This is a genomic window from Pseudonocardia sp. OZ21, assembly GCF_059359135.1.
This window is the reverse complement of sequence record NZ_JCADBN010000005.1, coordinates 280611-304407: the sequence shown is the minus strand read 5'-3', so window position 1 is coordinate 304407 and position 23797 is coordinate 280611. Positions and strand designations below refer to the sequence as shown.

The window sequence follows — 23797 nt, the reverse complement described above, 5'->3', positions numbered from 1 at the left end:
GCCAAGTTGCAGCAAAGCCACTTTCACGCAACCTCGTTGCCGCAAAGTGGCTTTGCTGCAACCGGAGCGGCCGTGCTCCTGTCCACCATGCGCGGCAGGCGTTTACGATGCTGTACGTGGAGGCGGCCGAGCGTGGTTCGTGGGAGCCCATCGTCGGTGCGATCGGGCCCAAGCTCCGTGAGGCGCGCCAACAGCTCGGGCTGTCGTTGCAGCAGCTCGCGGCGCGGGCCGAGGTGTCGGCCGCGGCCATCCACAAGGTGGAGCGCGGCGACATGGTCCCCACCATCACCACGCTGCTGAAGCTCGCGAACGCTGTGGGCAGGCCGATCGGCCACTTCGTCGACGACGGCACCCCGCCCGCCCCGGTCGCGACGCTGATCCGGGCCGACGAGCGCCCGGCTGCGCCGCCGGAGTGGGCACCCGCCGCCGAGGGTGTGGCCGCGGCTGCCGTCGCCCTCCCGACGGCACGCCTGCCCGCCAGCGGTGTGGTGGCGGCCGAGGTGGAGCCCGGGGGTGGCAGTGGCGACACCAGGCCGCTGCGGCCCGGGGAGGAGGTGCTGCTCGTGCTGGTAGGCGCACTGCAGGTGGAGGTGGCCGGCGAGCGGTACCGGCTCGCTGCCGGGGACGCGTTGCACTACCCCACGGACCGCCCGCACCAGTGGCACAACACCGATTCGGTGCCTGCCCGGGCCGTCTGGTTCTCGGTGCGGTCGTGACGAGCGCACCGGAGACGGCCTCCCTCACCGAGATCGTCGACGCCGTGCTCGCCCATCCCGGGCTGCGGGCGAAGGCCGAGATCGGACTGGTGGGCGAGGCCCTCGGCGCGGACGCGACGGGGGGCACCGACTGGCTTTCCGGCCCTGGTGACGACGGCGCGGTGGTCGAGGCGGCCGGTACCAGGGTGGTGGCCTGCGGGGAGGCGATCTTCCCGCCGTTCGTCAGCGCCGACCCCCACGGCGCGGGTTTTGCCGCGGTGCTCACCAACGTCAACGACCTTGCCGCGATGGGTGCCGAACCGCTCGGCATCGTCGACACGGTGGTGGCGTCCGAGCCGCTGGCGCGGGCGGTGCTGGCCGGGATGCGGGAGGCCGCGCTGCTGTACCGCGTGCCGATCGTCGGTGGTCACCTCACCGTCCACGACGGGCCACCCGCGGTGTCGGCTTTCGGGGTGGGGCACGCGCCGGTCCCGCTGTCGGTCACCCGCGCCGAGCCGGGTCAGTCGCTCGTGGTGGCGGCCGCGCTCGACGGGGAGATGCGGGACGACTTCCCGTTCTTCCCCGCCTTCCGGAGCCGGGGCGAGCGGTGCGCGGGAGACGTCCGGCTGCTCGCCTCGCTCGCCGGGGACGGCACCTGTGTGGCCGCGAAGGACATCAGCATGGCGGGGCTCGTCGGGTCGCTGGCCATGCTCCTGGAGCGTGACGGGCTGGGCGTCACGGTCGACCTCGACGCCGTGCCCGCTCCGGCAGGCGTCGCCCTCACGCGCTGGCTGAACTGCTTCCCGAGCTTCGGGTTCCTGCTCTGCGTGCCACCCGGACGCGAGGCCGAGTGCCTGGCCGCGTTCGCCGACCGCGACCTCGCGGCTGCCGTGGTGGGCGTGCTGGACGACACGGGCGAGCTTGCGCTCCGCTCGGGCCCGGAGCGGGCCACCGTCCTGCGGCTCGACGAGTTCCGCGTGACCGGGCTGCCCCGGTAGCTCGTTCAGGGGCCGGCGACGCGCAAGCGCCGCCGGGGTGGCCCGACCGGGTCGAGTGCCGGGCAGATGCCGGAGCCGGCAGCCATGGCCATGCCCGGTTGTGCGGGGGCGGGCGCCGCGCGCAGGGCGATGTCGGTGGCCAGCCCGAAGATCCGCAGCATCCGCTCCGGGTCGTGCCAGCGGTGCCGCTGGGCGAAGTCGAGCCACTCGTGCGGTGCGATCGTGGTGTCGGTGGGGTACTCCAGCTCGGCCCAGGTCACCGCGGTCTCGAACAGGTCGACCATGGCGTCCGGGTCGCTCTCCACGCGTAGCAGCTGGTCGTGGTGGGCGTGGCGCGCCGGATCGGAGCGGCACTGCCCGTGGCAGGCGAGCCGGGTGAGCCGCTCGGGCTGGTGCGATCGCGACACGGAGGCCTCCCGGGTAGGAACGGACCCTCCGATGCTGACCGATCCAGCAGTTCCCGGCGGTTGCGGTGATGTTGCGCGGAGGTGAACCCGGGAGCGGGTGTCAGCCGAAGAAGACCTCGGCCTCCGCGTACAGGGCCGGGTCGACGAGCTTCAGCTCCTTGGTGGCCTCCGAGAGGGGCACCAGTTCGATCTCGGTGCCGCGCAGGGCGGTCATCATGCCCCACTTGCCGTCGTGGACCGCGTCGATGGCGTGCAGCCCGAACCGGGTGGCGAGCCAGCGGTCGCGGGCGGTTGGGGTGCCACCGCGCTGGACGTGCCCGAGCACGGTGGTACGGGCTTCCTTGCCGGTGCGCGCCTCGATCTCGCGGGCCAGGTAGTCGCCGATGCCGCCGAGCCGGACGTGGCCGAACGCGTCCTTCTCCCCGGTGCGCAGCACCTCGTCGCCGTCCTTCGGCTTGGCGCCCTCGGAGACGACGATGATCGGCGCGTAGTCGAGCTGGAACCGGGACTCGACCCACTTGCAGACCTGGTCGATGTCGAAGCGGATCTCGGGGATGAGGATCGCGTTGGCTCCGCCTGCCATGCCGGAGTGCAGTGCGATCCAGCCGGCGTGCCGTCCCATCACCTCGACGATGAGCGCGCGGTGGTGCGACTCGGCGGTGGTGTGCAGTCGGTCGATGGCGTCGGTGGCGATGTTGACCGCGGTGTCGAAGCCGAACGTGTAGTCGGTGCCGGACAGGTCGTTGTCGATCGTCTTGGGGACGCCGACGACGTTGACCCCCATCTCGTGCAGCTTCGTGGCGACGCCGAGCGTGTCCTCGCCCCCGATCGCGATGAGCGCGTCGACGCCGAGGTTCTGCAGGTTGCGCCGGATCTTCTCGACGCCGCCCTCGATCGCGAACGGGTTGGTGCGTGAGGAGCCGAGGATGGTGCCGCCGCGCGGGAGCAGGCCGCGGACCGCGGGGATGTCGAGCGGCTTCGTGAGCGCTTCGAGCGGGCCGCGCCAGCCGTCCCGGAACCCGAGGAACGAGTAGTCGTACTCCGGGACGCCCTTGCGGACGACCGCCCGGATGACCGCGTTGAGTCCGGGGCAGTCGCCGCCACCGGTGAGTACGCCGACACGCATGGGCTCTCCATCGATGCAGAAGCTCAGGTCGTGGACACGCTAGTCCCACGCGTGGTCATTGTCCCGCGGTCACCCGGTCCGCCTCCTCCAACTCGCCGTAGGGGGTGACCAGCCCGTCCCGGGTGGTGCGTACCAGGTCACGGCGGTGCAGGAGCAGCTGTGCGAGTGCAAGGAGCAGGTACACCCCCGACAGGACGACGATGAGCAGCCGGTCGGCGTCGGTGGGCAGCGTGATGCCGGCGACGAACTGCACGGCGAACAGCACGAACAGCGCGATCGCGCCCCGGGCGGTGAGCCCCAGGGTCACCAGCAGGCTCACCGCGAACACCGACTGCGCGGCGGTCAGCAGCAGCTCGAGGCGTTGCTGGGTGTCGAGCGGGAGCCCGCTCGCCGAGCCGGACGCCACCGCGAAGACGATCGGGATCGTGCCCACCAGCAACGTCCACTGGTTGACCTTGCTCGACAGCAGGGTGCCCAGTGAGTCGCTCGCCCTGAGCCGGGCCGCGTAGAGGCACGCGACGATCAGCTCCGGTGCCTCGCTGGCCAGCGGAGCGACCCACTGCACGAGCAGGAACTGATCCACGCCCAGCTGGCTCCCGGTCTGCACCAGGCCCTCGGCGAAGTGCTCGGCGCAGGTCAGGATGACCACGCCGGCCAGGACGAACATGCCGATGTACGTGGCGCGCCGGGGGGTGCGGCCGAGGTCGGCGACCCAGGCCGAGGTGCCGATGAGGTCCGGTTCGGTGGCCGGTGCCCCGGCGAGCCGCACCGCGTACACCACGAAGATCGCGATGAGCACCACCGCGTCGAGCAGCGTGAGCGACGTGCGCAGCGGCAGGTGCAGGGAGTAGAGCGTGGCGATGCCGAGGAAGACGATCTCCGCCGACATCGAGCGTTGCATCGTGACGCGGCCCGGGGCCGACGAGGCACTGGTGCGGCCACCCGTCCGCCGGGCCCGGACCACGGCGAGGGTGGCCACGAGGACGACCAACGGCCAGCCGACGCCGACCAGTATCCGGTTGGCGCCGGTCATGTTGGCCAGGGCCAGCGAGCACGGGTTGGCCCCGCCCGGAGCGGGCAGGCAGGTGCCGTGCTCGGCGTAGACGTGCCCGGCCCGCAGGCTGAAGACGAAGTCGACGGCGTACTCGGGCAGCACGGCCAGCAGCGCCAGCAACGCGAGCGCGAACCCGGCGCTGATGTCGACCTGCGCGGCCTCTGCGGCCCACGACAGCACGAACGCCGCGCCGATGATCGCCACCCCGTAGACGGCCGCGGCCAGCGGCGGCGGGAGCACCGGATGGGGGAGCCCGAGGTAGAAGGCGCCGCCCAGGTAGGTGCCCGGAAGTGCGACGAGTACGGCGATCAGCAGTGGCAGCGGCGGCCGGGGCCGGTTCGGGGGCACTGCGCCGTCGTACCCGGACACCGCAGGGGCGAACCTCCTCAGGCGACCTGGTCCACCAGGCCGTAGTCGCGCGCTTCCTGCGCGGTGAACCAGCGGTCCCGGTCGGCGTCCGCCGTGATGGTCTCGACGGACTGGCCGGTGTGGTGGGCGGTGAGCTCGGCGATCTCGCGCTTCATCTGCCCGAACACCCCGGCCCGGATGGCGATGTCGGTGGCGTTCCCGCCCACCCCCGCCGACGGCTGGTGCATGAGGATCCGCGCGTGCGGCAGCGCGTAGCGCTTCCCCGGCGTCCCGGCCGAGAGCAGGAACTGCCCCATCGACGCCGCGAACCCGACGGCCCACGTGGCGACGTCCGGGGTGATCAGTTGCATGGTGTCGTAGATGGCCATCCCCGCGGTGACCGAGCCGCCTGGCGAGTTGATGTACAGCGTGATGTCGCGGTCGGGGTCCTGTGCCGTCAGCAGCAGCAGTTGCGCGGTGATCCGGTTGGCGATCTCGTCGTCGACCTCGCGGCCGAGGAAGACGATGCGCTCCTCCAGGAGGCGGTCGAGCACGGGGTCGGCCCCGGGGCCGGCCTGCGGTGCTGCTCGCATCACGGGACCGCGCAGCGCGGGGGGCAGCGGTCGGGGTGTGGGCGGCGCCGGGCGGCCGGGAGGTTCGGGTACGGGGCGTGGGTGTGGCGGCGGACCCGCTCGGTGGTGCAGGGGCTGGATCGACACGATGGTTCCTCCCGTATGTGTGGTGCCCGACGGTAGGGGCGGGGCACCCCGGCGCGGAGCGCTGTTCGCTGTCGGCGGTGCCTGTTCGCCAAGGGAGATACGGGTTTGGCCACCGGGCCGGGCCGGGTAGTGGGCGGCGTGCAGGACGACGCACGTTCCGTCGACGGTGACAACGCACGTTCCGTCGACGGGGCCCACGAACGTCCCCCCGGCGCGAGCGACGAGCTGGTCGAGGCGGTCGGCAAGTTCGGTGAGGCCGTCGAGTACATCGAGCGCGCCCGCGGGCACCTCTACTCGTTGCACCAGCTCGTCGGACATGCCGACCTGCTGCTCGACGAGGTCGTGGACGGCCTGCGGGCCACCGGACACGACGATCTGGCCACGCAGGTGCAGGACGAACTGCTCGGCGCCAACGTGCTCCCCGGCCGGTGGACCTTCCAGGTCGTCGAGGAGTTCGACGACGGCTACTACGCCGCGTTCACGTCGCTCGAGAAGCGAGTGCGCGACGAGACCATGCTGGGCCGCCGGCACGTGTTCGAGGCGGAGATGAAACAGCAGCGGCGCACCCACGGCCGCCGGGGGCACGAGCCCACTCCCGACGGGACATCCTGAGCCCCTCGCCTCCTGGTCGACTTCGGGCTTCCCAGCCCTGGGGTTGATCACTTACGTTCGTCGCGTTTGTCCGAACCCAGGAGGATGACCGTGGCTCAGCCCTGCCCGGATCGCGCCGGCGCTCGCCCCGGCCCCGTCGCACTGCCGATGCTCACCGACGGCCACGCGCGACGCCACGGCCTCACCTGCCTGTACCGGTGCGGCAACGCCTGTGCCCACGACGAGCCGAACCCGTCGGGCAACGAGTACTTCGCCGATGTGCTCGCCCGCTCGGTGAGCCGCCGCGGCGTGCTGCGGGCGGGCGCGGTGCTCACCGTCGCCGCCGGCGCGAGCACCGTGTTCGCCGGTACCGCGGCGGCGTCCCCGGCCGCCGCACCCGGCGCGGCACCCGAGCGATCTCCGCGGGGGCTCGACTTCGAGCCGATGGCCCCCAACACCGTCGACGCGATCACGGTGCCGCCGGGTTACCGCAGCCAGATCGTGATCCGCTGGGGCGATCCCGTCGTGCCCGGTGCGCCCGAGTTCGACTTCGAGAACCAGAGCGCCGACGCGCAGGCCGGTCAGTTCGGCTACAACAACGACTTCTGCGGCCTCGTCCCGTTGCGCCGTGGCGGTGGCGAGTCGTACCTGATGTTCAACAACCACGAGTACACGATCGAGCCGCTGATGTTCCGCGGCTACGACGCGGAGAACCCGACGGAGGAGCAGGCCCTCATCGGCATCGAGGCGCACGGGCTCTCGGTACTCGTGGTGGAGCGCGACCGGCGCACCGGGCAGATCACCCCCGTGCTCGACAAGACCTACAACCGTCGCTACAGCGGCAGCGCCGAGTTCGTGGTCGACGGTCCGGCGGCCGGTTCCGACCTGCTGAAGACCTCCGCCGACGAGACGGGGACCGTGGTCCTCGGGACGTTCAACAACTGCGCGGGCGGCGTCACGCCGTGGGGCACGTTCCTGACCGGCGAGGAGAACGTCAACCAGTACTTCGCGAACGCCGCCGCCGTCACCGACCCGGCAGGGAAGGAGCGCGCCGCGCGCTACGGCCTGACCACGGGCGCCTCGGAGCGCAAGTGGGAGCGGTTCGACCCGCGCTTCGACATCGCGAAGGAACCCAACGAGCCCAACCGCTTCGGGTGGATCGTCGAGGTCGACCCGTACGACCCGAAGGCTCGGCCGGTCAAGCACACCGCGCTGGGCCGCTTCAAGCACGAGGGCGCCAACATCCGGCTCACCCGCAACGGCCACGCGGTCGCCTACATGGGAGACGACGAGCGCTTCGAGTACGTCTACAAGTTCGTCTCCGACAGGGCCATGAAGAGCGGCAACAGCCGCCGGGACCGGGAGCACAACCGGAGCATGCTCGCCTCGGGCACGCTCTACGTCGCGAAGTTCACCGGTGACAGCCCCGCTGCGGAGGTCGACGGCACCGGCACCCTCCCGGCCGACCACGCGTTCGACGGTGGCGGCGAGTGGATCAGGCTCGCCTCGGGGGACGAGTCGTTCGTCGACGGGATGACGGCGGAGGAGGTGTACGTCTTCACGCGACTGGCCGCCGACAAGGTGGGTGCCACCAAGATGGACCGCCCGGAGGACGTCGAGCCCCACCCGCACACCGGCAAGGTCTACCTGGCGCTCACCAACAACACCGACCGCGGCAAGGCCGGTGCGGCCCGCACCGCTCCCGCCGACGAGCCCAACCCGCGCACCATCAACACGCACGGGCACGTCATCGAACTGGTCGAGGCGGGGAACGACGCGACGGCGACGACGTTCGGGTGGTCGATCCTGCTGCTCTGCGGCGACCCGAACGACCCGAGCACCTACTTCGGCGGGTTCGACAAGAGCCAGGTCAGCCCGATCACCTCTCCGGACAACATCGCGTTCGACGGCCACGGCAACCTGTGGCTCGCCACCGACTCCGGCCAGGCGCTGGGCATCAACGACGGGCTCTACGGCGTGTCGCTGGAGGGCCCGACCCGGGGGCGGACCACGCTCTTCGCCACCGTCCCGGTGGGCGCGGAGTGCTGCGGCCCGGTGATCGGCGACGAGTTCGTGCTGATCTCGGCGCAGCATCCGGGTGATCTCGACGACGCGAGCCCGGAGGCGCCTGCCTCGCTCTTCCCGGACGGCCCGGGCAGCCAGCCGCGCCCGTCGGTGGTGAACATCTGGAAGGAGGGCGAGGACGGAGGTCCCGGCCGGATCGGCCAGTAGTCCCGGTCAGCGGCAGCGCTCGGCCAGTGGGTAGCCCTCGTCGGGGGCGCTCTTCTGGAATGAGATGTGCACGTGGTCGTTGTGGTTCTCGGTGTCGCCGCCGCGGTCGGACATGCGTTCCCAGCCGTCGCCGTAGTTCGCCCGCTGCTCCCAGAGCACGTAGGTGACCCCGAGCTCGTCCTGGTTGGCGAGCGCGCACTCGGCGATCCGGTCGCCGCGCTCGCCGCGGACCATCAGGTCGAGGGCGTGCCCGCTCGGGTGGTCGGAGCTGCGGCTGCGCTGTGCCACGCCGCCCAGGCGCGGCTCGTCGTAGAGGCAGCTGAGGAAGCCGGCGGCGTCGCGTACCCACGGCTTCACGCGGCCGAGGCCGTCGAGGTCGGCATCGCAGTTCGCACTGGCCTCCCAGGCGGCGCGCTCGTCCTCGACCCGGCGGGCCACCTCGGCGAGGCCCGCGGCCTTGACGAGGCCGGCGACGTCGACCTGGACGGGCTCGGGCTCGTCGGGCGCACTGGACACCAGTACGACGCCGGTGCGCGTGCGGAGGCTCGCGGCGGCGTGGTCGTCGACCGGTTGCTCGTCGGAGGCGAGCTGGATCAGTGACGACTCGTCCGCCGCGGCTCCCGGAGCGGGGGCGGTGGCCATGCCGACGGTGGGCACCACGACGGCGAGCACGCCGCCGGCCGCGGCAGCCGCGTTCATGCCGTTGCGCACGGCGGTGGGGGTGGCGACGCGGTGGCGTGCGCCGGGACGACGGGGCGGTTCGGTGAGCGCACCGGGGAGCGCGACCCCGGTGTCGGGTCGCGGGTGCGCGTACCGGCCGCTGGGGGAGCGGTGCCGAGACACGACCTGCCTTCCAGACCTCGTGACCCGGGCGGGTGTCCGGCTGGGGAACCGGTGGATCGGGGAATCCGTGTCCGCTGGGAGAGCCGAGTCACTGACTGGTCCGGCGCCGACGATAACCAGTGATCACGCTATGACGCGAACCCCTTACTCAGCGTGAGACGAACGAAGCCTGAGATGCGACGAGCGGGCGTGTCGCAGCGGCCATCAGCAGCCGCGGAGTTCTCCGCTGCCCTTGCCGGAGCCGAAGGAGACGTGGACGTGGTCGAAGTGGTTGGCGGTCACACCGCCGCGGTCCTCCATCGGCTGCCAGCCGTTGCCGTGGTTGATCTGCTGTTCCCAGATCACGTACGAGATGCCGAGCGCGTCCTGGTTGCGCAGCGCGCATGCCGCCAGCTTGTCGCCGGTGGCGCGGTCGACCATGAAGTCGACCGCCTTGCCGGACGGGTGGTCGGAGGTGCCTGCTCGGCCGGCCACGCCGTGCATCGTGGGCTCGCCGAACCGGCAGCCGAGGATCTCGGCTGCCGCGCGGACGTAGGACTTGACCGCACCGAGCCCGGAGGTGTTCAGGCCGCAGTCCGGGGACGACAACCCGGCGGACGAGACCTTCTCCTCCTCGGCCTTCCTCTTCGCCTGCGCGGCGCGTTCCTCGGCGGCGGCACGCTCGGCCGTGACCCGGGCGATCTGCTGCTCGACGAGCTGCACGGCCTTGACGAGATCGCCTGCGTCGACCACGTCCGGATCCGGCACGACCGGCTCCACAGCGGCGCGCAGCAGCACGTCCGCGCTCTGTACGGGGACGGCCAGCGCGGCGGGCGCTGCCGTCACCGGTAGTGGGGACGCGGCCCCGATCAAGGAGAACGCGCCGCCCGTGACGGCGACGGCGGCGGCACCCCGATAGATCGGGGTGGGTACGGACCGATGCGCGCTGCGTCCCACCGCGGGATGGCCGGTGGCCATCCCCGGTGAGTTCTGGTGCGCGCGTCGGCCCCGGGGGGAGCGATGCCGAGCCACGACCTGCCTCCGGATCGACGGCTTCGGCTGGACGTCCGGTCGGGGGAGCCGGCGGGTGGGGAGTCCCGTGTCCTGTTCGTGACCGTGCCGTCATTGATCCGAGAGCGAACGTAGGCAACCCCGGCGGGACTTGTGCGTCGTAGCGGTGCTCAATGGGATGAAAAGGCGGCGGACAGCGGCGAGCGGCGGGGTGCCGCCCGTTCGTCGCCTCGAGGCCGCCGATCGAGAAGGCGCAGGCTAACTGGACAGGTTACCTGTAGAGTTTTGCCGCATGGCAGCTGTAAACGCCCGTTCGACGGCCGTGGGTCTGGCGCTGGCGATCCAGCGGTTGGGGGCCCGGATCCGTTCGGAGGCCGGTCTCGACACCTCACCGTGGAGCCGGAGCCAGCTCCAGGCTCTGGACCGGGTGGTGCAGGGCCCTCCGATGACCACGACCGATCTGGCCTCGGCGGAGTACGTACGGCCACAGTCGATGGCGCAGACGCTCGAGGCCCTCGAGAAGGGTGGCCTGGTCGCCCGCCGCAGGGATCCGGGCGACGGGCGCCGCGTGCTGATCCTGGCGACCGACAGCGGTCGCGAGGTCGTGCAGTCCTTGCTGGAGAAGCGCAACGCGTGGCTGACCGCAGCCATCGAGCACGAGCTGGACGCCAAGGAGCTGGCGGCACTTCCGGCTCTCGTCCGGATGCTCGACCGGCTCGCCGACTCCGACGCGCCACCGGTCGCGCGCCGGGCGAGCGACCGGAAAGGCACGTCGGAGTGAGCTCCACCGTGCACCCGGTATCGCCCCGCCCCGCCGTCGAGACGCCCGGTTGGCGGTTCCTCACACCGCTGCTCGTCGGCTCCGCGCTGAACCCGATCAACAGCTCGATCATCGCCACGGCGCTGGTGGCCATCGGCCGGGGCTTCGACGTCGGCCCGGACTCGACCGCGAGCCTGATCGGTGCGCTGTACCTGGCGAGCGCGATCGGCCAGCCCGCCATGGGCAGGCTCGGTGAGCGCCTCGGCCCCCGGCGGGTGTTCCTCGCCGGGCTCGTGCTCGTCGGCGCCGGGGACTCCTGGGCGCGCTGGCCGTGAGTCTGCCCATGCTGGTCGTGGCCCGGGTGGTGCTCGGGCTCGGCACGTCAGCCGGCTACCCGACCGCGATGATGATCCTGCGCCGGTGGGCGGCCGCCCACCCGTCGGCCTCGACCGGGGGCTCGCTGGGTGCGCTGGCGATCGCGGGCCAGGTCACGGCGACGATCGGGCTTCCCCTCGGCGGTGTGCTGGTCGCTCTCGGGGGCTGGCAGATCACCTTCCTGATCAACATCCCGCTGGCTCTCGTCGGGGTGGTGCTGACGCTCCTGTGGGTCCGCCGGGACGTCGCACGGGAGGTGGCGAGCGGCCCTCGGGAGTCGGCGGTCGACGCCCTCGATCCCGGCGGCCTGGTGCTCTTCGCCGGGCTGATGGCGAGCCTGCTGTTCTTCCTCGGCGATCTCCGGCATCCGAGGTGGGTGCTGGTCGGCGCGGTCTGCGTCCTCCTCGCCGCCCTGGTCATGTGGGAGCTGCGGGCCCGGCATCCGTTCATCGATGTACGCCTGCTCGTCCGCAACCGGGCGCTGACCATGACCTACGTGCGGGTGGCCGTCACCTTCCTCATCACCTACTGCGTCTTCTACGGCTTGACGCAGTGGTTGGAGGAGCAGCGCGGGCTCTCCGCGGGCGGGGCCGGTCTCGTCATGCTCCCGATGTCGGTGCTGGCGGTGCTGATCTCCGTGCCGTTCTCCCGGCGCAACATGGTGCGCTCGGCCCTCGTCGCAACGGCGGGCGGTGCGGTCGTGGGCTCGGTCGGCCTGCTCGTGTTCACCGCCAGCACGCCGCTGTGGGTTCTGACGCTCGTCATCACGGTCTTCGGCGTCTGCTCGGGCCTGGGGATGATCGGCAACCAGGCCGCGCTCTACCAGCAGGCCCCCGCCGAGCACGTCGGCGTCGCCGCCGGTCTGATGCGCACGTTCATGTACACCGGGGCGATCTCGTCCTCCAGCCTGATCAGCGCGTCCTTCGGCGAGCGCGCCACCGACCCCGGCCTGCGCGTCGTGACGCTCGTCCTGCTGGGGCTGGGCGCACTGCTCATGCTGCTCACCCTGGTGGGGGCACGCGGCCTCCGCGGACCTTCCGCGGGGACGGCTCTCAGGGGGTGAACACGCAGAACTCGTTGCCCTCCGGGTCGGCGAGGACGTGCCAGCCGATGTCGTCGCCGCGCGGGCGCAGCAGCCGCGCGCCGTGGGCGAGCACGCGGTCGAGGTCCTCGGCGGTGACGTCGACGTGCACGCGGTTCTTGCCGACCTTCTCGTCCGCGGTCGGGCTGACCACGAACCACTCGAAGGGCGCCCCGGGAATGTCCCCCACCGCCCACGCCGTCTCGTCCTCCGACACGAGGTGGCCGCCGAACAGCTCCGCCCACCACGTCGCCGTGGCGCGGGGGTCGTGCGCGTCCAGCACCAGCTCGTAGAGCAGCTGGTCGGGCGGTGTCTCCCGGACGAACGCGCAGAACTCGCCGCCGTCCGGATCGGCCATCACCGTCCACGGCAACGTGTCGTCGAGTACGGAGGCGCCGAGGTCCACGAGGTCGTCGAGCGACCCGGTGTGGATGTCGAGGTGCAGCCGGTTCTTCGCGACCTTCGGTTCGGGAACCGCGTTGACCCAGAGGGTTTCCTGTGACGTCGGGCCGGAGAGCCGGACGACCGAGCCGCGGTGTGTGTCGAGCTCCAGGCCCAGCGCCGCCGACCAGAACCGGCCCACCCGCGCGGCGTCCTCGGCATCGAGGCAGAGGTCCTTGTAGGCGGCGGGTGGGCCGGCGGTCGTCATCGGAGCACGATAGAGCGGTTCGGGTGCTCAGCGCTGTCTGCGGTACTCCACGGTCCGGCCGTTCAGCGGCTGCAGCTCCCGTGCGTTGCCCTTCGGGAAGAGCTTCTGGAAGGCCTCGACGGCGGAGTCGGAGATGGCCCGGTGCTGGCGCAGCACCAGCCAGGACACCCCCTCGGTGTACGGGGCCGTGGTCAGCGAGCCGTCATAGCGGAACGTGGAGAGGTCGTCGGGGAGCGCGCTGCGCAGGTCGGCCGTGATGTCCTTCTGCGGCCCGCACTCCTGCACGCGGGCGCGGAGGACCTCGTCCTGCAGGGTGCCGCCGCGTCCACCGCCGGTGAGGAAGAGACCGACGACGAGAGTCTGCCCCTTCGGTCCGGTGTGGACGAAGTGCTGCTCGAGGGGGAACCGGTGTCCGTCGAGCTCGTGCTCGGAATGGGTGTGGAAGTGGAACTGTGTGAGCTCGTAGCGGACGCCGCCGACGTGCACGGCGGCCGTGCCGGCCGGGATCTCCGCCTCCACCGTCTCCTCCGGGCCGCGGACGGTGCAGCCCGCGGCGTCGCCGGGCGCGTCCTTGCTGACGTAGTGGACGTGCAGGTCGACGTGCCGCGGGTAGTCGACCACGAGCTCAGGCAGCTTGGTGGCAGCGACGGCTGACCGGGACCGGATGTCGATCGGGCTCTGTCGGCGCGGGGCGGCTTCTGTCGTCGACGGGGCGGCCACCGCCGTCGAGGCGGACGACGCCACCATCGCCGCGGCGGCGACGGTGGGAACACCGATCAAGAAGGAGCGTCGGGAATGACTCACGTCTCTGTTTCCTCCTGTTTGGAATGATCTTGGTCGCCCGTCAGGAGGATACGTCGGGAGATCATCTACCAGAAGGCGCGCGCCGCCCGTGGACCCGCCGGCCGTCGTCCGGATCGTCCCTGGCAGACGTGCCCGCGGCCCGATCGTCGGTATCAAGGACCGGGGCATCGGCGTACACCTGGTATCTCCAGCGCTTACGACGCAAGTGGTGGCGCATGACGAGCTGCACGATCGAGGTCCTGTCCGATGCTGCAGAACCGGCACGATGAGCGTGAGGTGCTCGACCGGCTGCTGAAGGCCGTTCGGGCAGGTCGGAGTCGAGCTCTGGTGGTGCGGGGCGAGCCCGGTGTGGGCAAGACGGCTCTGCTGGAGTACGTGGTGGCACAAGCGTCCGGCTGCCGGGTGGAGCGCATCGCGGGCGTCCAGTCGGAGATGGAGATGGCCTTCGCAGGGCTGCACCAGCTGTGCGCGCCGATGCTGGGGCCGCTCGGGCGGTTGCCCGAGCCGCAGTGCGACGCGCTGCGCACGACGTTCGGGCTGGTGGCCGGACGGGCCCCGGATCGCCTGCTGGTCGGGCTGGCCGTGCTCGGCCTGCTCGCCGAGGTCGCCAGGGAGCGGCCGCTGGTCTGCGTGGTCGACGACGCGCAGTGGCTCGACCGGGCCTCTGCGGAGGTGTTGACGTTCGCTGCGCGACGGCTGGTGGCCGAGTCGGTGTCGGTGGTGTTCGCATCGCGGGTGGGGTCGGAGGACGAGCCCTCGAGCGGCTTGCCGGAGCTGGTGGTCGCGGGCCTGTCCGACGCCGACGCGCGGGAGTTGCTGCGCTCCGCGCTACCCGGGCTCGTGAACGAGCGGGTCTGTGACCGGATCGTCACCGAGACCCGCGGCAACCCGCTGGCACTGCTGGAGCTGCCCCGGGGGCTGACGCTCGCGGAGCTCGCCGGCGGGTTCGCGTCGCCGTCACGCGCGCCGGTGCAGCGGCGGATCGAGGAGAGTTTCCGCAGGCAGCTTGCGCCGCTGCCGACGCCCACCCGGCAGCTGTTGCTGGTCGCCGCAGCGGAACCGCTCGGAGACCCGCTGCTCGTGTGGCGAGCCGCCGGACTGCTCGGCATCAAGCCCGATGCGGCCGGACCGGCAACTGCGGCCGGGCTCGTGGAGATCGGCACGCGAGTCCGGTTCCGACACCCGTTGCTGCGCTCGACGGTCTACCGGGAGGGCTCCGCCGAGCAGCGGCGCATTGCGCACCGGGCACTGGCCGAGGCCATCGATCCCCGCGCCGACCCGGATCGCCGCGCCTGGCACCGGGCCGAGGCGACCTACGGTCCGGACGAGGGCGTCGCCGCGGATCTCGAACGTTCCGCCGGACGGGCGCGGGCCCGCGGTGGCCTGGCCGCTGCTGCGGCGTTCCTGGAACGGGCCGCCCAGCTCACCCTCGAACCCGGCCGCCGGGCCGGGCGGGCGATGGCTGCCGCGCAGGCCACCCACCAGGCAGGCGCCTCCGAGGATGCTCTGGAACTGCTGTCCGTCGCGGTGACGGGCCCGCTCGAGCCACTGCAGCGCGCTCACGCCGACGTGCTGCGCGCCCAGATCGCGTTCACGACCAACCGCGGCAGCGAAGCACCCCCGTTGCTGCTCAAGGCGGCCAGGCAGCTTGAGCCACTCGACATCCGGTCGGCACGCGACACCTACCTGGATGCACTCTCTGCCGCCGTGTTCGCCGGCTCGTTGGCCACTTGCGCCAGCGTGCGGGAGGTGGCCGAGGCCGCACGGGCGGCGCCTCCTGCACCGCAGCCTCCTCGGCCGGTCGATCTCCTGCTGGACGGTCTGGCGGTGTGGTACACCGAGGGTCCAGCCGCCGGGGTGGCGGAGCTGAAGCGGGCGCTTCTCGCCTTCCGCAGCCCGGACATCAGCGCAGAGGACGGGCTGCGCTGGTTCCTGCACGCTCATGTCACCGCCGGGATCCTGGGAGACGACGAGAGCTGGGACGTGCTGGCCACCCGTTACGTCCAGCTCGCCCGGGAGGCCGGGGCGCTGTGTGAGCTCCCCCTCGCGCTGACCGCGCGCATCACCACGCACGTGCTCGCCGGTGAGCTGGCCGCGGCCGCGTCGTTGCGCGCCGAGCTCGCGGCGGTGACCGAAGCGACCGGCAGCCCGCCTGCGCCGCACGGTGCCGTAACGCTCGCGGCATGGCAGGGGCGCGAGGCCGAGGTCGCGGACCTCGTCGATACCGCCAATGCGGGAGTTCTGCGCCGCGGCGAGGGTGGCGGGCTGGCCATGATGTGCTGGGCGCAGGCCCTCCTGCAGAACAGCGTGGGCCGGTCCGAGGAGGCGCTGGCCCTGGCCACGAGAGCCGCGGAGGCCACGGAGGGGATCGGGCTGCCGACCGCGACCCGGGGGGCGCTGGCCGAGCTGGTCGAGGGAGCGGTCCGCTGCGGGCGGCCCGAGCGCGCCACCGCCGCTGTTCGCCGGCTCACCGAGGTGAGCCACGCCTGCGGCACCGACTGGGCGTTGGGCGTGGCGGCACGCTCGCGTGCCCTGGTGCTCGACGGCCAGGCCGCTGAGACCACCTATCGTGAGGCGATCGACCGGCTGGGCCGCACCCGCATCCGCAGCGAGCTCGCCCGCGCCCATCTCCTCTACGGCGAGTGGCTGCGCCGCGAACAGCGCCGCGTGGATGCCCGCGAGCAGCTCCGTACCGCCCACCAGATGTTCACGACGATGGGCGCCGAGGCGTTCGCCGCGCGCGCGGATCGCGAGCTGCGGGCCACCGGCGAACAGGTCCGCAAACGGGGCATCGAGGTCGGTGGTGCGCTCACCGCCCAGGAAGCTCAGGTCGCCCGGCTCGCAGGCCAGGGCCTCACCAACCCCGAGATCGCCGGCCGGCTCTTCATCAGCGCCCGAACCGTCGAGTGGCACCTGCGGAAGGTCTTCCACAAGCTGGGCATCACCTCACGAACGCAGCTCCGTCTCTGAGTCCCCGAGCTGTCCCCGGGGGCCCCCAGGGACAGGACCAGGGTCCGTATCCGGGCGCGAGCTCGACATCGCTGCCCCATTCTCCGTGATGTGGACCTCACACAGGTTCGAATCGTGCCGGGCGAAGCCTCCGTGATCACCATTCGATGAACGACGCCGACCAGCACCTGAGCTCCACCGATCCTGACAAGGAGGAGGATGCGGCCGAAGCATTCGTCCGCACTGTGCACGACGCCGCCGGCCCGCTGTTCTGCTTCGCCCTGCGGCTGACGGGCAACACGGAGCGGGCCGAGGATGTCGTGCAGGAGACACTGTTGCGTGCGTGGCGGCACGCCGCGTCGGCGCGCGGAGCCCCCATGCCGCGCCCGTGGTTGTTCCGGGTCGCCCGCAACCTCGCCATCGACCTGTGGCGCTCCGACCACAAGCGGCCGATCATCGTCGGCGACGACGACGCTGTGAACACCGTGCCGGCGAAGGACCAGTTCGAGAGGGCGGTGCAGCGCTGGGACCTAGCCGCGGCCCTCAGCCGCCTCGGGCCGCATCACCGTGACGTCCTGACCACGATCTATCTTCAGGACAGCTCCGTCGCGGATGCGGCCCGCCTGCTGGGTATCCCGACCGGCACGGTGAAGTCACGCACCCACCACGCCCTGCGTGCGCTGCGCGTCGTGCTGGGGACGGAGAAGACACTCTGACCGCCCTCGCGCGTCGCGGCTCCCACCAGAATGGGAGGTGACATCGGCACTGGTGAAGAGGTGAACGGATGCCCGCACTGCGAATCGACCGGCACGGCGACATCGCCGAGCTGGTGATCGACCGCGAGGAGAAGCGCAACGCGATGTCCTACGAGATGTGGGGGTCGCTGCCCGCACTGGCCGCCGAGGTCGACGCCGACGAGTCGGTGACGGTGCTGGTGGTTCGTGGTGCCGGCGCGCACTTCTGTGCCGGCGCCGACATCAGCGAGTTCGGCACCCGACGCGCCACGGCCGACGCGGCGCGCGTGTACGGCGACCAGGTCGAGCAGGCGGCACACGCGCTGGCGGAGATGCGCAAGCCGTCCATCGCGATGATCCAGGGCTACTGCATCGGCGGTGGCTGCGAGCTGGCGTTGGCCTGTGACCTCCGGTTCGCCGACACCACCGCCCAGTTCGCCATCACGCCGGCGAAGCTCGGCATCGTCTACGGCTTCACCTCCACTCGACAGCTGGTCGCCGTGGTCGGGCCGGCGTTCGCCAAGTACCTGCTCTTCTCGGCCAACCGGATCACCGCGGAAGATGCGTTGCGGGTGCGCCTCATCGACGAGCTCGTCGAACCCGACGCGCTGGAGAAGAGGACAACCGACTTCGCCCGCACCATCGGCGCGCGCTCCCAGGTCTCCGTCCGGGGCAGCAAGCGGCTCATCCAGAAGATCATGGCGGGCCAGGACGTGCCCGACACCGAGGCCACCGAGCTGCCGATCGACGCCGTCTCCAGCGACGACTACCGGGAGGGTGTCAGCGCATTCCTGGAGAAACGGCTCCCGGAGTTCCGCGTCCACTGAGGAGTGCGGGTGCCACCGGAGTGCCGGCGGCGCCGGGGCTGCCACGGGACGCCGCGCCGGGCGGTAGCCCGATGATCCGCTTGAACGCGCGGCTGAAGGCGGCCTCGGACCGGTAGCCCATCCGGCTCGCGACCTCGGCGACCGTGGTGCCGTCCTCGGCGAGGAGGGTGCGGGCGGTCTGCATCCGCCACCGCGTGAGGTACCGCATCGCGGGCTCGTCGACGAGTTCGGTGAAGCGGGCCGCGAAGGCCGAGCGCGACATGGCCAGCTCGTTCGCCAGCGACGCCACCGTCCAGTCGTGGGCGGGGTCACGGTGGATCAGCGAGATGGCGCGTCCGATCTGCCGGTCGCGCAGCGCGCCCAGCCAGCCGCGCTGCGCCGCGGGATCGGTCTCGATCCACGCGCGCAGGGCCTGGATCACCAGGATGTCCGAGAGCCGCGTGATGACGGCCTCGCCGCCCGGACGCATCTCGGCGGCCTCGGCGGCCACCAGTCGCAGCGTGCTCTGCATCCACTCGGCCTGCGGTGACCCCGCCGGCTCCATGTGGATCACCACCGGCAGCAGCGGGAGGATGTGGTGCGCGGCCGGGTGGTCGAGTCGCACCGCGCCGCACACCAGCGTGGTGGCCGCGCCGCCGCCACCGTGGCGCAGGATCGCGTACCGGTTCTGGAACTCATGCTCGAGACCCGTCACGTCCGGAGTGATGACGTCGGGCCCGCTGCCCAGCACGTGCCCCCTGCCGTGCGGCACGAGCGCCAGGTCACCCTGCTGGAGCCAGCGCGGCTCCGCCCCGTCGACGTCGAGGCGGCACCGGCCCGCCGTGACGATGTGGAACCACAGGCAGTCATCCCACGAGGGCATGGTGAGGCCCCACGGCGCCGTGAGCTCCGAGCGGCAGTAGAAGGTCCCGGTGACGCGCAGGAAGTGCAGCGCCTCCCCGAGCGCGTCCTCGGAGTGGAGCCGATCGTCGACCAACACGGGTCGAGTCTGCGGTGTCGATTCCCCGGCGTCCAGAGGATCGGGACGAATGAGCATGAACCGGCGACTTCCGGGCATGGAAGGTCCGAACGATCGGCTCGATGGTGGACGAACACGACGCCACGGACCTGCGGAGGAACGCCATGATCACGGTGATGGGCGCGACCGGCCACGTCGGCCGGCAGATCACACAGCGACTGCTGGACGCGGGGGAACCCGTCCGCGCGATCGGTCGCAACCCGCAGGCGCTGGCGGCGCTCGCCGCCGCAGGCGCCGAGACGTGGGCAGGCGACGTCGCCGACGCCGCATTCCTGACCCGGGCCTTCCGCGGGGCCGACGCCGTGCACACCCTCCTGCCCTACGACCCGACATCGGCCGACTTCCACGCGGAGCAGCAGCGTCTGGGCGAGGCGATCGTGGCCGCCGTGCAGGCGGCCGGGGTCCGCCGTGTCGTGGCGCTCAGCAGCCTCGGTGCCGACCTCCCGGAGGGCACCGGCTTCATCACGAGCCTGCACGCGCAGGAGCAGCGGCTCCGCCGGGTGCCCGGGCTGGACCTGTTCTTCCTGCGGCCCGGCCTGTTCTTCGAGAGCATCACGGCCGCGGTGGACCTGGTGCACGCGATCGGCGTCAACGCCGACGCGGTGGCGCCCGACGTGCCGGTGCCGATGATCGCCACCAGAGACGTTGCGGAGGCAGCAGCCGCGGCACTTCTCACCCGTGACTGGTCGGGCGTGCAGGTGCGGGAATTGCACGGACCGTGCGATCTCACCTTCGCCCAGGCCACTGCCATTCTCGGTGCGGCGATCGGCCGGCCCGACCTCGAGTACGTCCGGCTGCCCGACGCGGAGATGGTGGCGGCACTGACAGAGGCCGGATTCTCGCCCGACACCGCCGCACTGCACGTGGAGATGGGTCGGGCACTGTCCGATGGCACGATCGTCACGCGTGAGGGCCGGAATGCCGCGACGACCACCCCGACCCCGTTCGAGGCGGTTGTCGCGGGACTGGTCCAGGATCCGGTGGCATGACGATCGACGCGTTGATACCCGGTGCCACTCTGGTCGCCACTGTCGGATCCGGTCTGATGGCGGGGCTCTTCTTCGCCTTCTCGGTGGCCGTGATGCCGGCTCTGCGGCGGCTGCCACCAGCCGTCGGCGCCGCGACGATGCAGTCGATCAACAGCGCGATCCTCAACCCGTTGTTCGGCGTGGTGTTCGGGGGGACGACCGTGCTGTGTGTCCTGCTGGCCATAGGGGCGCCGTTCTCGGCGCAGCGCGGAACCGGGTGGATCATCGCCGGTGCCGTTCTCCATGTGGTCGGTTCGTTCCTCGTGACGGCGGCGCGGAACGTTCCCCTGAACATCCGACTGGCCGCCGTGGGCCCCGATGCTGCAGTTGCTGCCGGCACCTGGAGCGACTACCTCGTCCGCTGGACGGCGTGGAACCACGTGCGCACCGTCCTGTGCACGGCATCAACGGCAGCGCTGGCGCTGGCGGTGTGACAGTGGCACCGACGGGCGGGGACGGCTGAACGGTTCGAGCCGCATGTACCTGTGGGGCCGGGCTCGGCGGCTCTTTCCCTTTTGTCCCATAGGAAAGCGCGATACTGCCATCGATCGGGGCCCGTTGCTCGGGTCCGCTGCGGAACATAACGTGGGGTGCGGAAAACATTACACACGATCCGGCAGGAGGTCGACAATGGGAAAGTATGTGATCCAGCCCCATACCCGGCTACAGGAGTGGGTGGCGGAGGAGCACGGCTATTTTGCCGCCGAGGGCCTCGACTACGAATTCCAGGCCAACGGCCTGTCCGGCAGTTCGCGTACGACATCGGCGGTCCGTTCCGCGGACAGCGTCCCGGAGGAGGTCCGGTCCGGGGCGTTCGAGGACATGTCGGCCACGCGGTCCTGCGACATCTCGGCGGCCTGCCACTGGGCGGTGAACGCGGTGGCCGCGTCCGGTGCCGGCAAGATGTGGGGCAGCGCCTACTCGATCACTCCGTCGGCGGTTTTCGTCGCTCCGGGCTCCGACCTGGTCCGTCCCGAGGATCTCGCCGGTGTCGAGGTGGCCGTGGGCTACCACTCGGGCAGCCACTACGCCACGATTCAGGCGCTGGAGCCCTTCCTGTCGCCCGACCGGCTCACGCTCACCTTCCAGGGGCTGCCGAACGACCGCCTGCGGCGGCTCCTCCGCGGCGAGGTGCCTGCCGCGACCCTGTTCGGCCAGCAGTTCTACGTCGCGGAGCAACTGGGCTACCGGAAGCTCGTCGATGCCACTTTCGCGGTCGGCTTCCTGGTTGCCGAGGGCGCCGACCACGAGGAGACGAAGAAGTACTTCCGTGCCCTGGAGAAGGCTCAGCGGGACATCGACCTCCAGCCGCAGAGCTACCTGCGGTACTGGAACCGCGAAATGCCTGACGACATCGCGGCCCTCGTCGACGTCCGCCGCTTCGGGCCGGGCGAGCGGATCGTGTTCGAGCCCTACACTCAGGAGATGTACGAGACCACCCAGCGGTGGATGAGTGACCACGACCTCCTGGACTCGCGGCTCGAGAACACGTCGACGTTCGACAGCGTCGTCCTGGTCTGATCGGCCGGTCGAGCTGAGCCCGACGGAAACCGCCGCCGCAGGGGCACTCGCCTCAACGAGGGGTGTGGCGTGTGAATCTTGATCTGTACCGCCTTTCCGTCTTCGTCACCGTTGTCGATCGCAACGGGTACTCGGCGGCGGCCCGTCGGCTCAACCTCAGCCAGTCCACGGTGTCCCATCACGTCAGCGAACTGGAGCGGACCTGCGGCACCGAACTCCTGCGCTACCACGAGAGGGCCGTCCACCTCACCCCCGCGGGTCGGGAGGTCTACCTGACGGCGATCGCGATGCTCACGGAGCAGAACCGTCTGCAGGACTCGCTGGCCGACCTCAGGCAGGGCCGCCAGGGCCGGGTGCGGCTGGGCGTCAGCATGGCGTTCGAACAGCGATGGTTCTTCGACGAGGTGGTCGCGCCGTTCAGCCGGTCCCACGGGGGAACGCTGCTCTCGGTGCGGTTCGGGCACAGCGCGCGGGAGGCCCAGGCCGTGCTGGACCGCGAGTTGGACCTCGCCTACGTGATGCGTTGGCACCTGCCGGTCGAAGCGCGCTTCGAGCCGCTCCTGGACGTGGAGTTGACCTTCCTGGCGGCCCGTGGCCACCGGTTGGCCGGCCAGGAGTCCGTCACGGCCGACGAGATCGTCGAGGCGGGCCTCATCACAGCGCCCCTGACCGGCGACGAGGAGAACTTCTACCGCGCGGTCCTCCACGAGTTCGGCATGACGCGGTTGCGGTCGGTGCTCGAGGTCGGGGGGATGCAGACCAGGTTCCTCGCCGCCGCAGCGGGTCTCGGCGTGATCGCGACCTTCCTCCCGACGCGTCCGGGACCGGTGGACGCCGATCTCGTGGCACTGGCGGTGGCCGGGACGCCGATCAGGGTCCAGGCCGGGCTCGTCCGGCGCGCCGACGATCCACCGGCGAGTGGGACCGACGACCTCGCCACCTGGCTGCGGAGGGTCGCCGCCCGCTGACGGCGGCGGTCGGGTGTCGGCACAGATCAGGCGAATGTGGCGATAAGGATGTTCCGGTCGGTTCCGAAATCGGGATCGAGGAGTTCCTCTGACCGACAAATCCGGAGTTCGAACGGATCGCTTACGGATCCGGTGCCAGTGGAGAATCGACCTGGATCTGATCTGTCGGATTTGGTAGCGTCGGGCCGCGGATCTTTCCGCGGCCTGTTCGCGTTCGCCGGCACTCGCTTCCGAGGTGTTCTTGTTCATGCTGAATCGACGCATGTTTGGCAAAGCCATAGCGGCCACGGGGATGACGGCAATGGCCGGGGCAGCGACGTCGACCGCCGTGGCGTCGGCTGCCACCGGTGGGTCCGCCGCCGCTCCTGCCGCGGCGCCGGAGGACGGCCGCAGGGTGGTGCTGGTGCACGGCGCCTACGCCGACGGCTCCTGCTTCTCGGACGTCATCCCGCACCTGCAGGCGGCCGGCGTCACGGTCACGTCGGTGCAGAACCCGCTGACTTCGGTGGACGACGATGTCGCTGCGGTCCGTCGCATCCTCGACCTCCAGACCGGGCCCACGGTTCTCGTGGCCCATTCGTACGGCGGCACCGTGATCAGCCAGGCGGGTGACCACCCCAAGGTGCGCTCGCTGGTCTACCTGTCGGCCCGCGCACCCGAGGCGGGTGAGGACTACGCGGCACTCTCCAAGAAGTTCTCCGCTCCACCCGCGAACGCCGGCCTGACGTACGAGAACGGTTTCGGCCAGCTCACCGAGAAAGCCTTTCTCGACGACTTCGCCAATGGCGTGCCGGTGGAGCGGGCCCGGGTGCTCTATGCGGCCCAGGGCCGAATCGCCCAGACGTTGTTCACCACCAAGACGTCCGCGGCGGCCTGGACGTCGAAGCCGACCAGGTACGTGATCACCACCGAGGACCGCACGACAAATCCCGAGCTCCAACGTTTTCTCGCGAAGCGGATGAAGGCGAGGACCATCGAGGTCAAGTCCGGGCACCTCTCGTTCATCACCCACCCGAAGACGATCTCCACGTTCATCCTGGACGCGGTGAACAGCAAGTGACGGCTGGGGCTCGAGGGCTC

The 23797-nt window shown here is 71.1% G+C and carries 24 protein-coding genes; 15 read left to right on the top strand and 9 right to left on the bottom strand.

Annotation, left to right across the window (positions count from 1 at the left end; genetic code table 11):
* Positions 1–107: 107 nt before the first annotated feature.
* Positions 108–716, top strand: coding sequence for a cupin domain-containing protein (locus AC5L35_RS14415; protein WP_495060123.1), 609 nt, complete (start codon positions 108–110; stop codon positions 714–716).
* The gene (locus AC5L35_RS14410) at positions 713–1693 is read left to right on the top strand and encodes an AIR synthase related protein (RefSeq protein ID WP_495060122.1); all 981 of its coding nucleotides are present in this window, start codon (positions 713–715) and stop codon (positions 1691–1693) included. Before AC5L35_RS14415 ends, AC5L35_RS14410 begins: the two co-directional genes overlap by 4 nt.
* A gap of 5 nt (positions 1694–1698) precedes the next feature.
* On the opposite strand, the gene AC5L35_RS14405 is transcribed toward AC5L35_RS14410, so the two are convergent.
* The 4 genes from AC5L35_RS14405 to AC5L35_RS14390 form a co-directional block, all read right to left on the bottom strand.
* The gene (locus AC5L35_RS14405; protein WP_495060121.1) at positions 1699–2100 is read right to left on the bottom strand and encodes a hypothetical protein; all 402 of its coding nucleotides are present in this window, start codon (positions 2098–2100) and stop codon (positions 1699–1701) included.
* 100 nt (positions 2101–2200) lie between these two features.
* Positions 2201–3226, bottom strand: coding sequence for a 6-phosphofructokinase (locus tag AC5L35_RS14400; protein WP_495060120.1), 1026 nt, complete (start codon positions 3224–3226; stop codon positions 2201–2203).
* 55 nt (positions 3227–3281) lie between these two features.
* A complete protein-coding gene (locus AC5L35_RS14395) occupies positions 3282–4649 on the bottom strand; it encodes a calcium:cation antiporter family protein (RefSeq protein ID WP_495060119.1) in 1368 nt (455 codons plus the stop codon).
* A gap of 17 nt (positions 4650–4666) precedes the next feature.
* The gene (locus AC5L35_RS14390) at positions 4667–5221 is read right to left on the bottom strand and encodes an ATP-dependent Clp protease proteolytic subunit (RefSeq protein ID WP_495060118.1); all 555 of its coding nucleotides are present in this window, start codon (positions 5219–5221) and stop codon (positions 4667–4669) included.
* A gap of 351 nt (positions 5222–5572) precedes the next feature.
* Between AC5L35_RS14390 and AC5L35_RS14385 the strand changes: the two genes are divergently transcribed.
* Together AC5L35_RS14385 and AC5L35_RS14380 are read left to right on the top strand one after the other, a co-directional pair.
* Entirely contained in the window at positions 5573–5959 is a 387-nt protein-coding gene (locus AC5L35_RS14385) for a hypothetical protein (protein ID WP_495060388.1), read from the top strand.
* Between the two features lie 147 nt (positions 5960–6106).
* Positions 6107–8170 (top strand): PhoX family protein, encoded by a 2064-nt coding sequence (locus AC5L35_RS14380; protein ID WP_495060387.1) that lies wholly within the window; start codon positions 6107–6109, stop codon positions 8168–8170.
* A gap of 6 nt (positions 8171–8176) precedes the next feature.
* Here AC5L35_RS14380 and AC5L35_RS14375 read toward each other — a convergent pair whose 3' ends face one another.
* Together AC5L35_RS14375 and AC5L35_RS14370 are read right to left on the bottom strand one after the other, a co-directional pair.
* On the bottom strand, positions 8177–9013 hold the full coding sequence (locus tag AC5L35_RS14375) for a VldE C-terminal domain-containing protein (protein WP_495060117.1): 837 nt from the start codon (positions 9011–9013) through the stop codon (positions 8177–8179).
* Between the two features lie 204 nt (positions 9014–9217).
* Entirely contained in the window at positions 9218–9970 is a 753-nt protein-coding gene (locus AC5L35_RS14370) for a VldE C-terminal domain-containing protein (protein WP_495060116.1), read from the bottom strand.
* Between the two features lie 325 nt (positions 9971–10295).
* On the opposite strand from AC5L35_RS14370, the gene AC5L35_RS14365 reads away from it, so the two are divergent.
* The 3 genes from AC5L35_RS14365 to AC5L35_RS14355 are packed head-to-tail and all read left to right on the top strand — an operon-like array spanning position 10296 to position 12201.
* Positions 10296–10784 (top strand): MarR family transcriptional regulator, encoded by a 489-nt coding sequence (locus AC5L35_RS14365; protein WP_495060115.1) that lies wholly within the window; start codon positions 10296–10298, stop codon positions 10782–10784.
* Positions 10781–11098: an MFS transporter gene (locus AC5L35_RS14360; protein WP_495060114.1), complete on the top strand. Its 318-nt coding sequence runs from the start codon at positions 10781–10783 to the stop codon at positions 11096–11098. Before AC5L35_RS14365 ends, AC5L35_RS14360 begins: the two co-directional genes overlap by 4 nt.
* Positions 11095–12201, top strand: coding sequence for an MFS transporter (locus AC5L35_RS14355; RefSeq protein ID WP_495060113.1), 1107 nt, complete (start codon positions 11095–11097; stop codon positions 12199–12201). Before AC5L35_RS14360 ends, AC5L35_RS14355 begins: the two co-directional genes overlap by 4 nt.
* Here AC5L35_RS14355 and AC5L35_RS14350 read toward each other — a convergent pair.
* Positions 12191–12868 (bottom strand): VOC family protein, encoded by a 678-nt coding sequence (locus AC5L35_RS14350; RefSeq protein WP_495060112.1) that lies wholly within the window; start codon positions 12866–12868, stop codon positions 12191–12193. The two genes, AC5L35_RS14355 and AC5L35_RS14350, sit on opposite strands and share 11 nt — an antisense overlap.
* Positions 12869–12895: 27 nt before the next feature.
* Complete coding sequence (locus tag AC5L35_RS14345; protein ID WP_495060111.1) at positions 12896–13672, bottom strand: carbonic anhydrase family protein; 777 nt, start codon at positions 13670–13672, stop codon at positions 12896–12898.
* Between the two features lie 246 nt (positions 13673–13918).
* Here AC5L35_RS14345 and AC5L35_RS14340 point away from each other — a divergent pair, with 246 nt between their 5' ends.
* From AC5L35_RS14340 to AC5L35_RS14330, 3 genes are all read left to right on the top strand, one after another.
* On the top strand, positions 13919–16642 hold the full coding sequence (locus AC5L35_RS14340) for a helix-turn-helix transcriptional regulator (RefSeq protein WP_495060110.1): 2724 nt from the start codon (positions 13919–13921) through the stop codon (positions 16640–16642).
* Positions 16643–16788: 146 nt separating this feature from the next.
* Positions 16789–17337 (top strand): sigma-70 family RNA polymerase sigma factor, encoded by a 549-nt coding sequence (locus tag AC5L35_RS14335; RefSeq protein ID WP_495060109.1) that lies wholly within the window; start codon positions 16789–16791, stop codon positions 17335–17337.
* Positions 17338–17405: 68 nt separating this feature from the next.
* Positions 17406–18182 (top strand): enoyl-CoA hydratase/isomerase family protein, encoded by a 777-nt coding sequence (locus AC5L35_RS14330; protein WP_495060108.1) that lies wholly within the window; start codon positions 17406–17408, stop codon positions 18180–18182.
* Here AC5L35_RS14330 and AC5L35_RS14325 read toward each other — a convergent pair.
* Positions 18136–19161, bottom strand: coding sequence for an AraC family transcriptional regulator (locus tag AC5L35_RS14325; RefSeq protein ID WP_495060107.1), 1026 nt, complete (start codon positions 19159–19161; stop codon positions 18136–18138). The two genes, AC5L35_RS14330 and AC5L35_RS14325, sit on opposite strands and share 47 nt — an antisense overlap.
* A 101-nt stretch (positions 19162–19262) precedes the next feature.
* Here AC5L35_RS14325 and AC5L35_RS14320 point away from each other — a divergent pair, with 101 nt between their 5' ends.
* The 5 genes from AC5L35_RS14320 (at position 19263) to AC5L35_RS14300 (ending at position 23777) form a co-directional block, all read left to right on the top strand.
* Positions 19263–20189, top strand: coding sequence for an NAD(P)H-binding protein (locus tag AC5L35_RS14320; RefSeq protein WP_495060106.1), 927 nt, complete (start codon positions 19263–19265; stop codon positions 20187–20189).
* Positions 20186–20662: an anthrone oxygenase family protein gene (locus AC5L35_RS14315; protein WP_495060105.1), complete on the top strand. Its 477-nt coding sequence runs from the start codon at positions 20186–20188 to the stop codon at positions 20660–20662. Before AC5L35_RS14320 ends, AC5L35_RS14315 begins: the two co-directional genes overlap by 4 nt.
* A gap of 196 nt (positions 20663–20858) precedes the next feature.
* Entirely contained in the window at positions 20859–21749 is an 891-nt protein-coding gene (locus AC5L35_RS14310; protein WP_495060104.1) for an ABC transporter substrate-binding protein, read from the top strand.
* Between the two features lie 71 nt (positions 21750–21820).
* A complete protein-coding gene (locus AC5L35_RS14305) occupies positions 21821–22717 on the top strand; it encodes a LysR family transcriptional regulator (RefSeq protein WP_495060103.1) in 897 nt (298 codons plus the stop codon).
* A gap of 301 nt (positions 22718–23018) precedes the next feature.
* Positions 23019–23777 carry an alpha/beta fold hydrolase gene (locus AC5L35_RS14300; RefSeq protein WP_495060102.1) on the top strand — a complete coding sequence of 253 codons (759 nt, stop codon included), beginning with the start codon at positions 23019–23021 and terminating at the stop codon, positions 23775–23777.
* Positions 23778–23797 lie beyond the last annotated feature (20 nt).

Coding starts and splice junctions, on each gene's coding strand:
- AC5L35_RS14400 (WP_495060120.1), bottom strand. CDS start 3,226: ATGCGTGTCGGCGTACTCACCGGTGGCGGCGACTGCCCCGGACTCAAC.
- AC5L35_RS14300 (WP_495060102.1), top strand. CDS start 23,019: ATGGCCGGGGCAGCGACGTCGACCGCCGTGGCGTCGGCTGCCACCGGT.
- AC5L35_RS14320 (WP_495060106.1), top strand. CDS start 19,263: ATGGTGGACGAACACGACGCCACGGACCTGCGGAGGAACGCCATGATC.
- AC5L35_RS14310 (WP_495060104.1), top strand. CDS start 20,859: ATGGGAAAGTATGTGATCCAGCCCCATACCCGGCTACAGGAGTGGGTG.
- AC5L35_RS14350 (WP_495060112.1), bottom strand. CDS start 12,868: ATGACGACCGCCGGCCCACCCGCCGCCTACAAGGACCTCTGCCTCGAT.
- AC5L35_RS14415 (WP_495060123.1), top strand. CDS start 108: ATGCTGTACGTGGAGGCGGCCGAGCGTGGTTCGTGGGAGCCCATCGTC.
- AC5L35_RS14330 (WP_495060108.1), top strand. CDS start 17,406: ATGCCCGCACTGCGAATCGACCGGCACGGCGACATCGCCGAGCTGGTG.
- AC5L35_RS14365 (WP_495060115.1), top strand. CDS start 10,296: ATGGCAGCTGTAAACGCCCGTTCGACGGCCGTGGGTCTGGCGCTGGCG.
- AC5L35_RS14335 (WP_495060109.1), top strand. CDS start 16,789: ATGAACGACGCCGACCAGCACCTGAGCTCCACCGATCCTGACAAGGAG.
- AC5L35_RS14340 (WP_495060110.1), top strand. CDS start 13,919: ATGCTGCAGAACCGGCACGATGAGCGTGAGGTGCTCGACCGGCTGCTG.
- AC5L35_RS14315 (WP_495060105.1), top strand. CDS start 20,186: ATGACGATCGACGCGTTGATACCCGGTGCCACTCTGGTCGCCACTGTC.
- AC5L35_RS14380 (WP_495060387.1), top strand. CDS start 6,107: ATGCTCACCGACGGCCACGCGCGACGCCACGGCCTCACCTGCCTGTAC.
- AC5L35_RS14390 (WP_495060118.1), bottom strand. CDS start 5,221: ATGCGAGCAGCACCGCAGGCCGGCCCCGGGGCCGACCCCGTGCTCGAC.
- AC5L35_RS14370 (WP_495060116.1), bottom strand. CDS start 9,970: ATGGCCACCGGCCATCCCGCGGTGGGACGCAGCGCGCATCGGTCCGTA.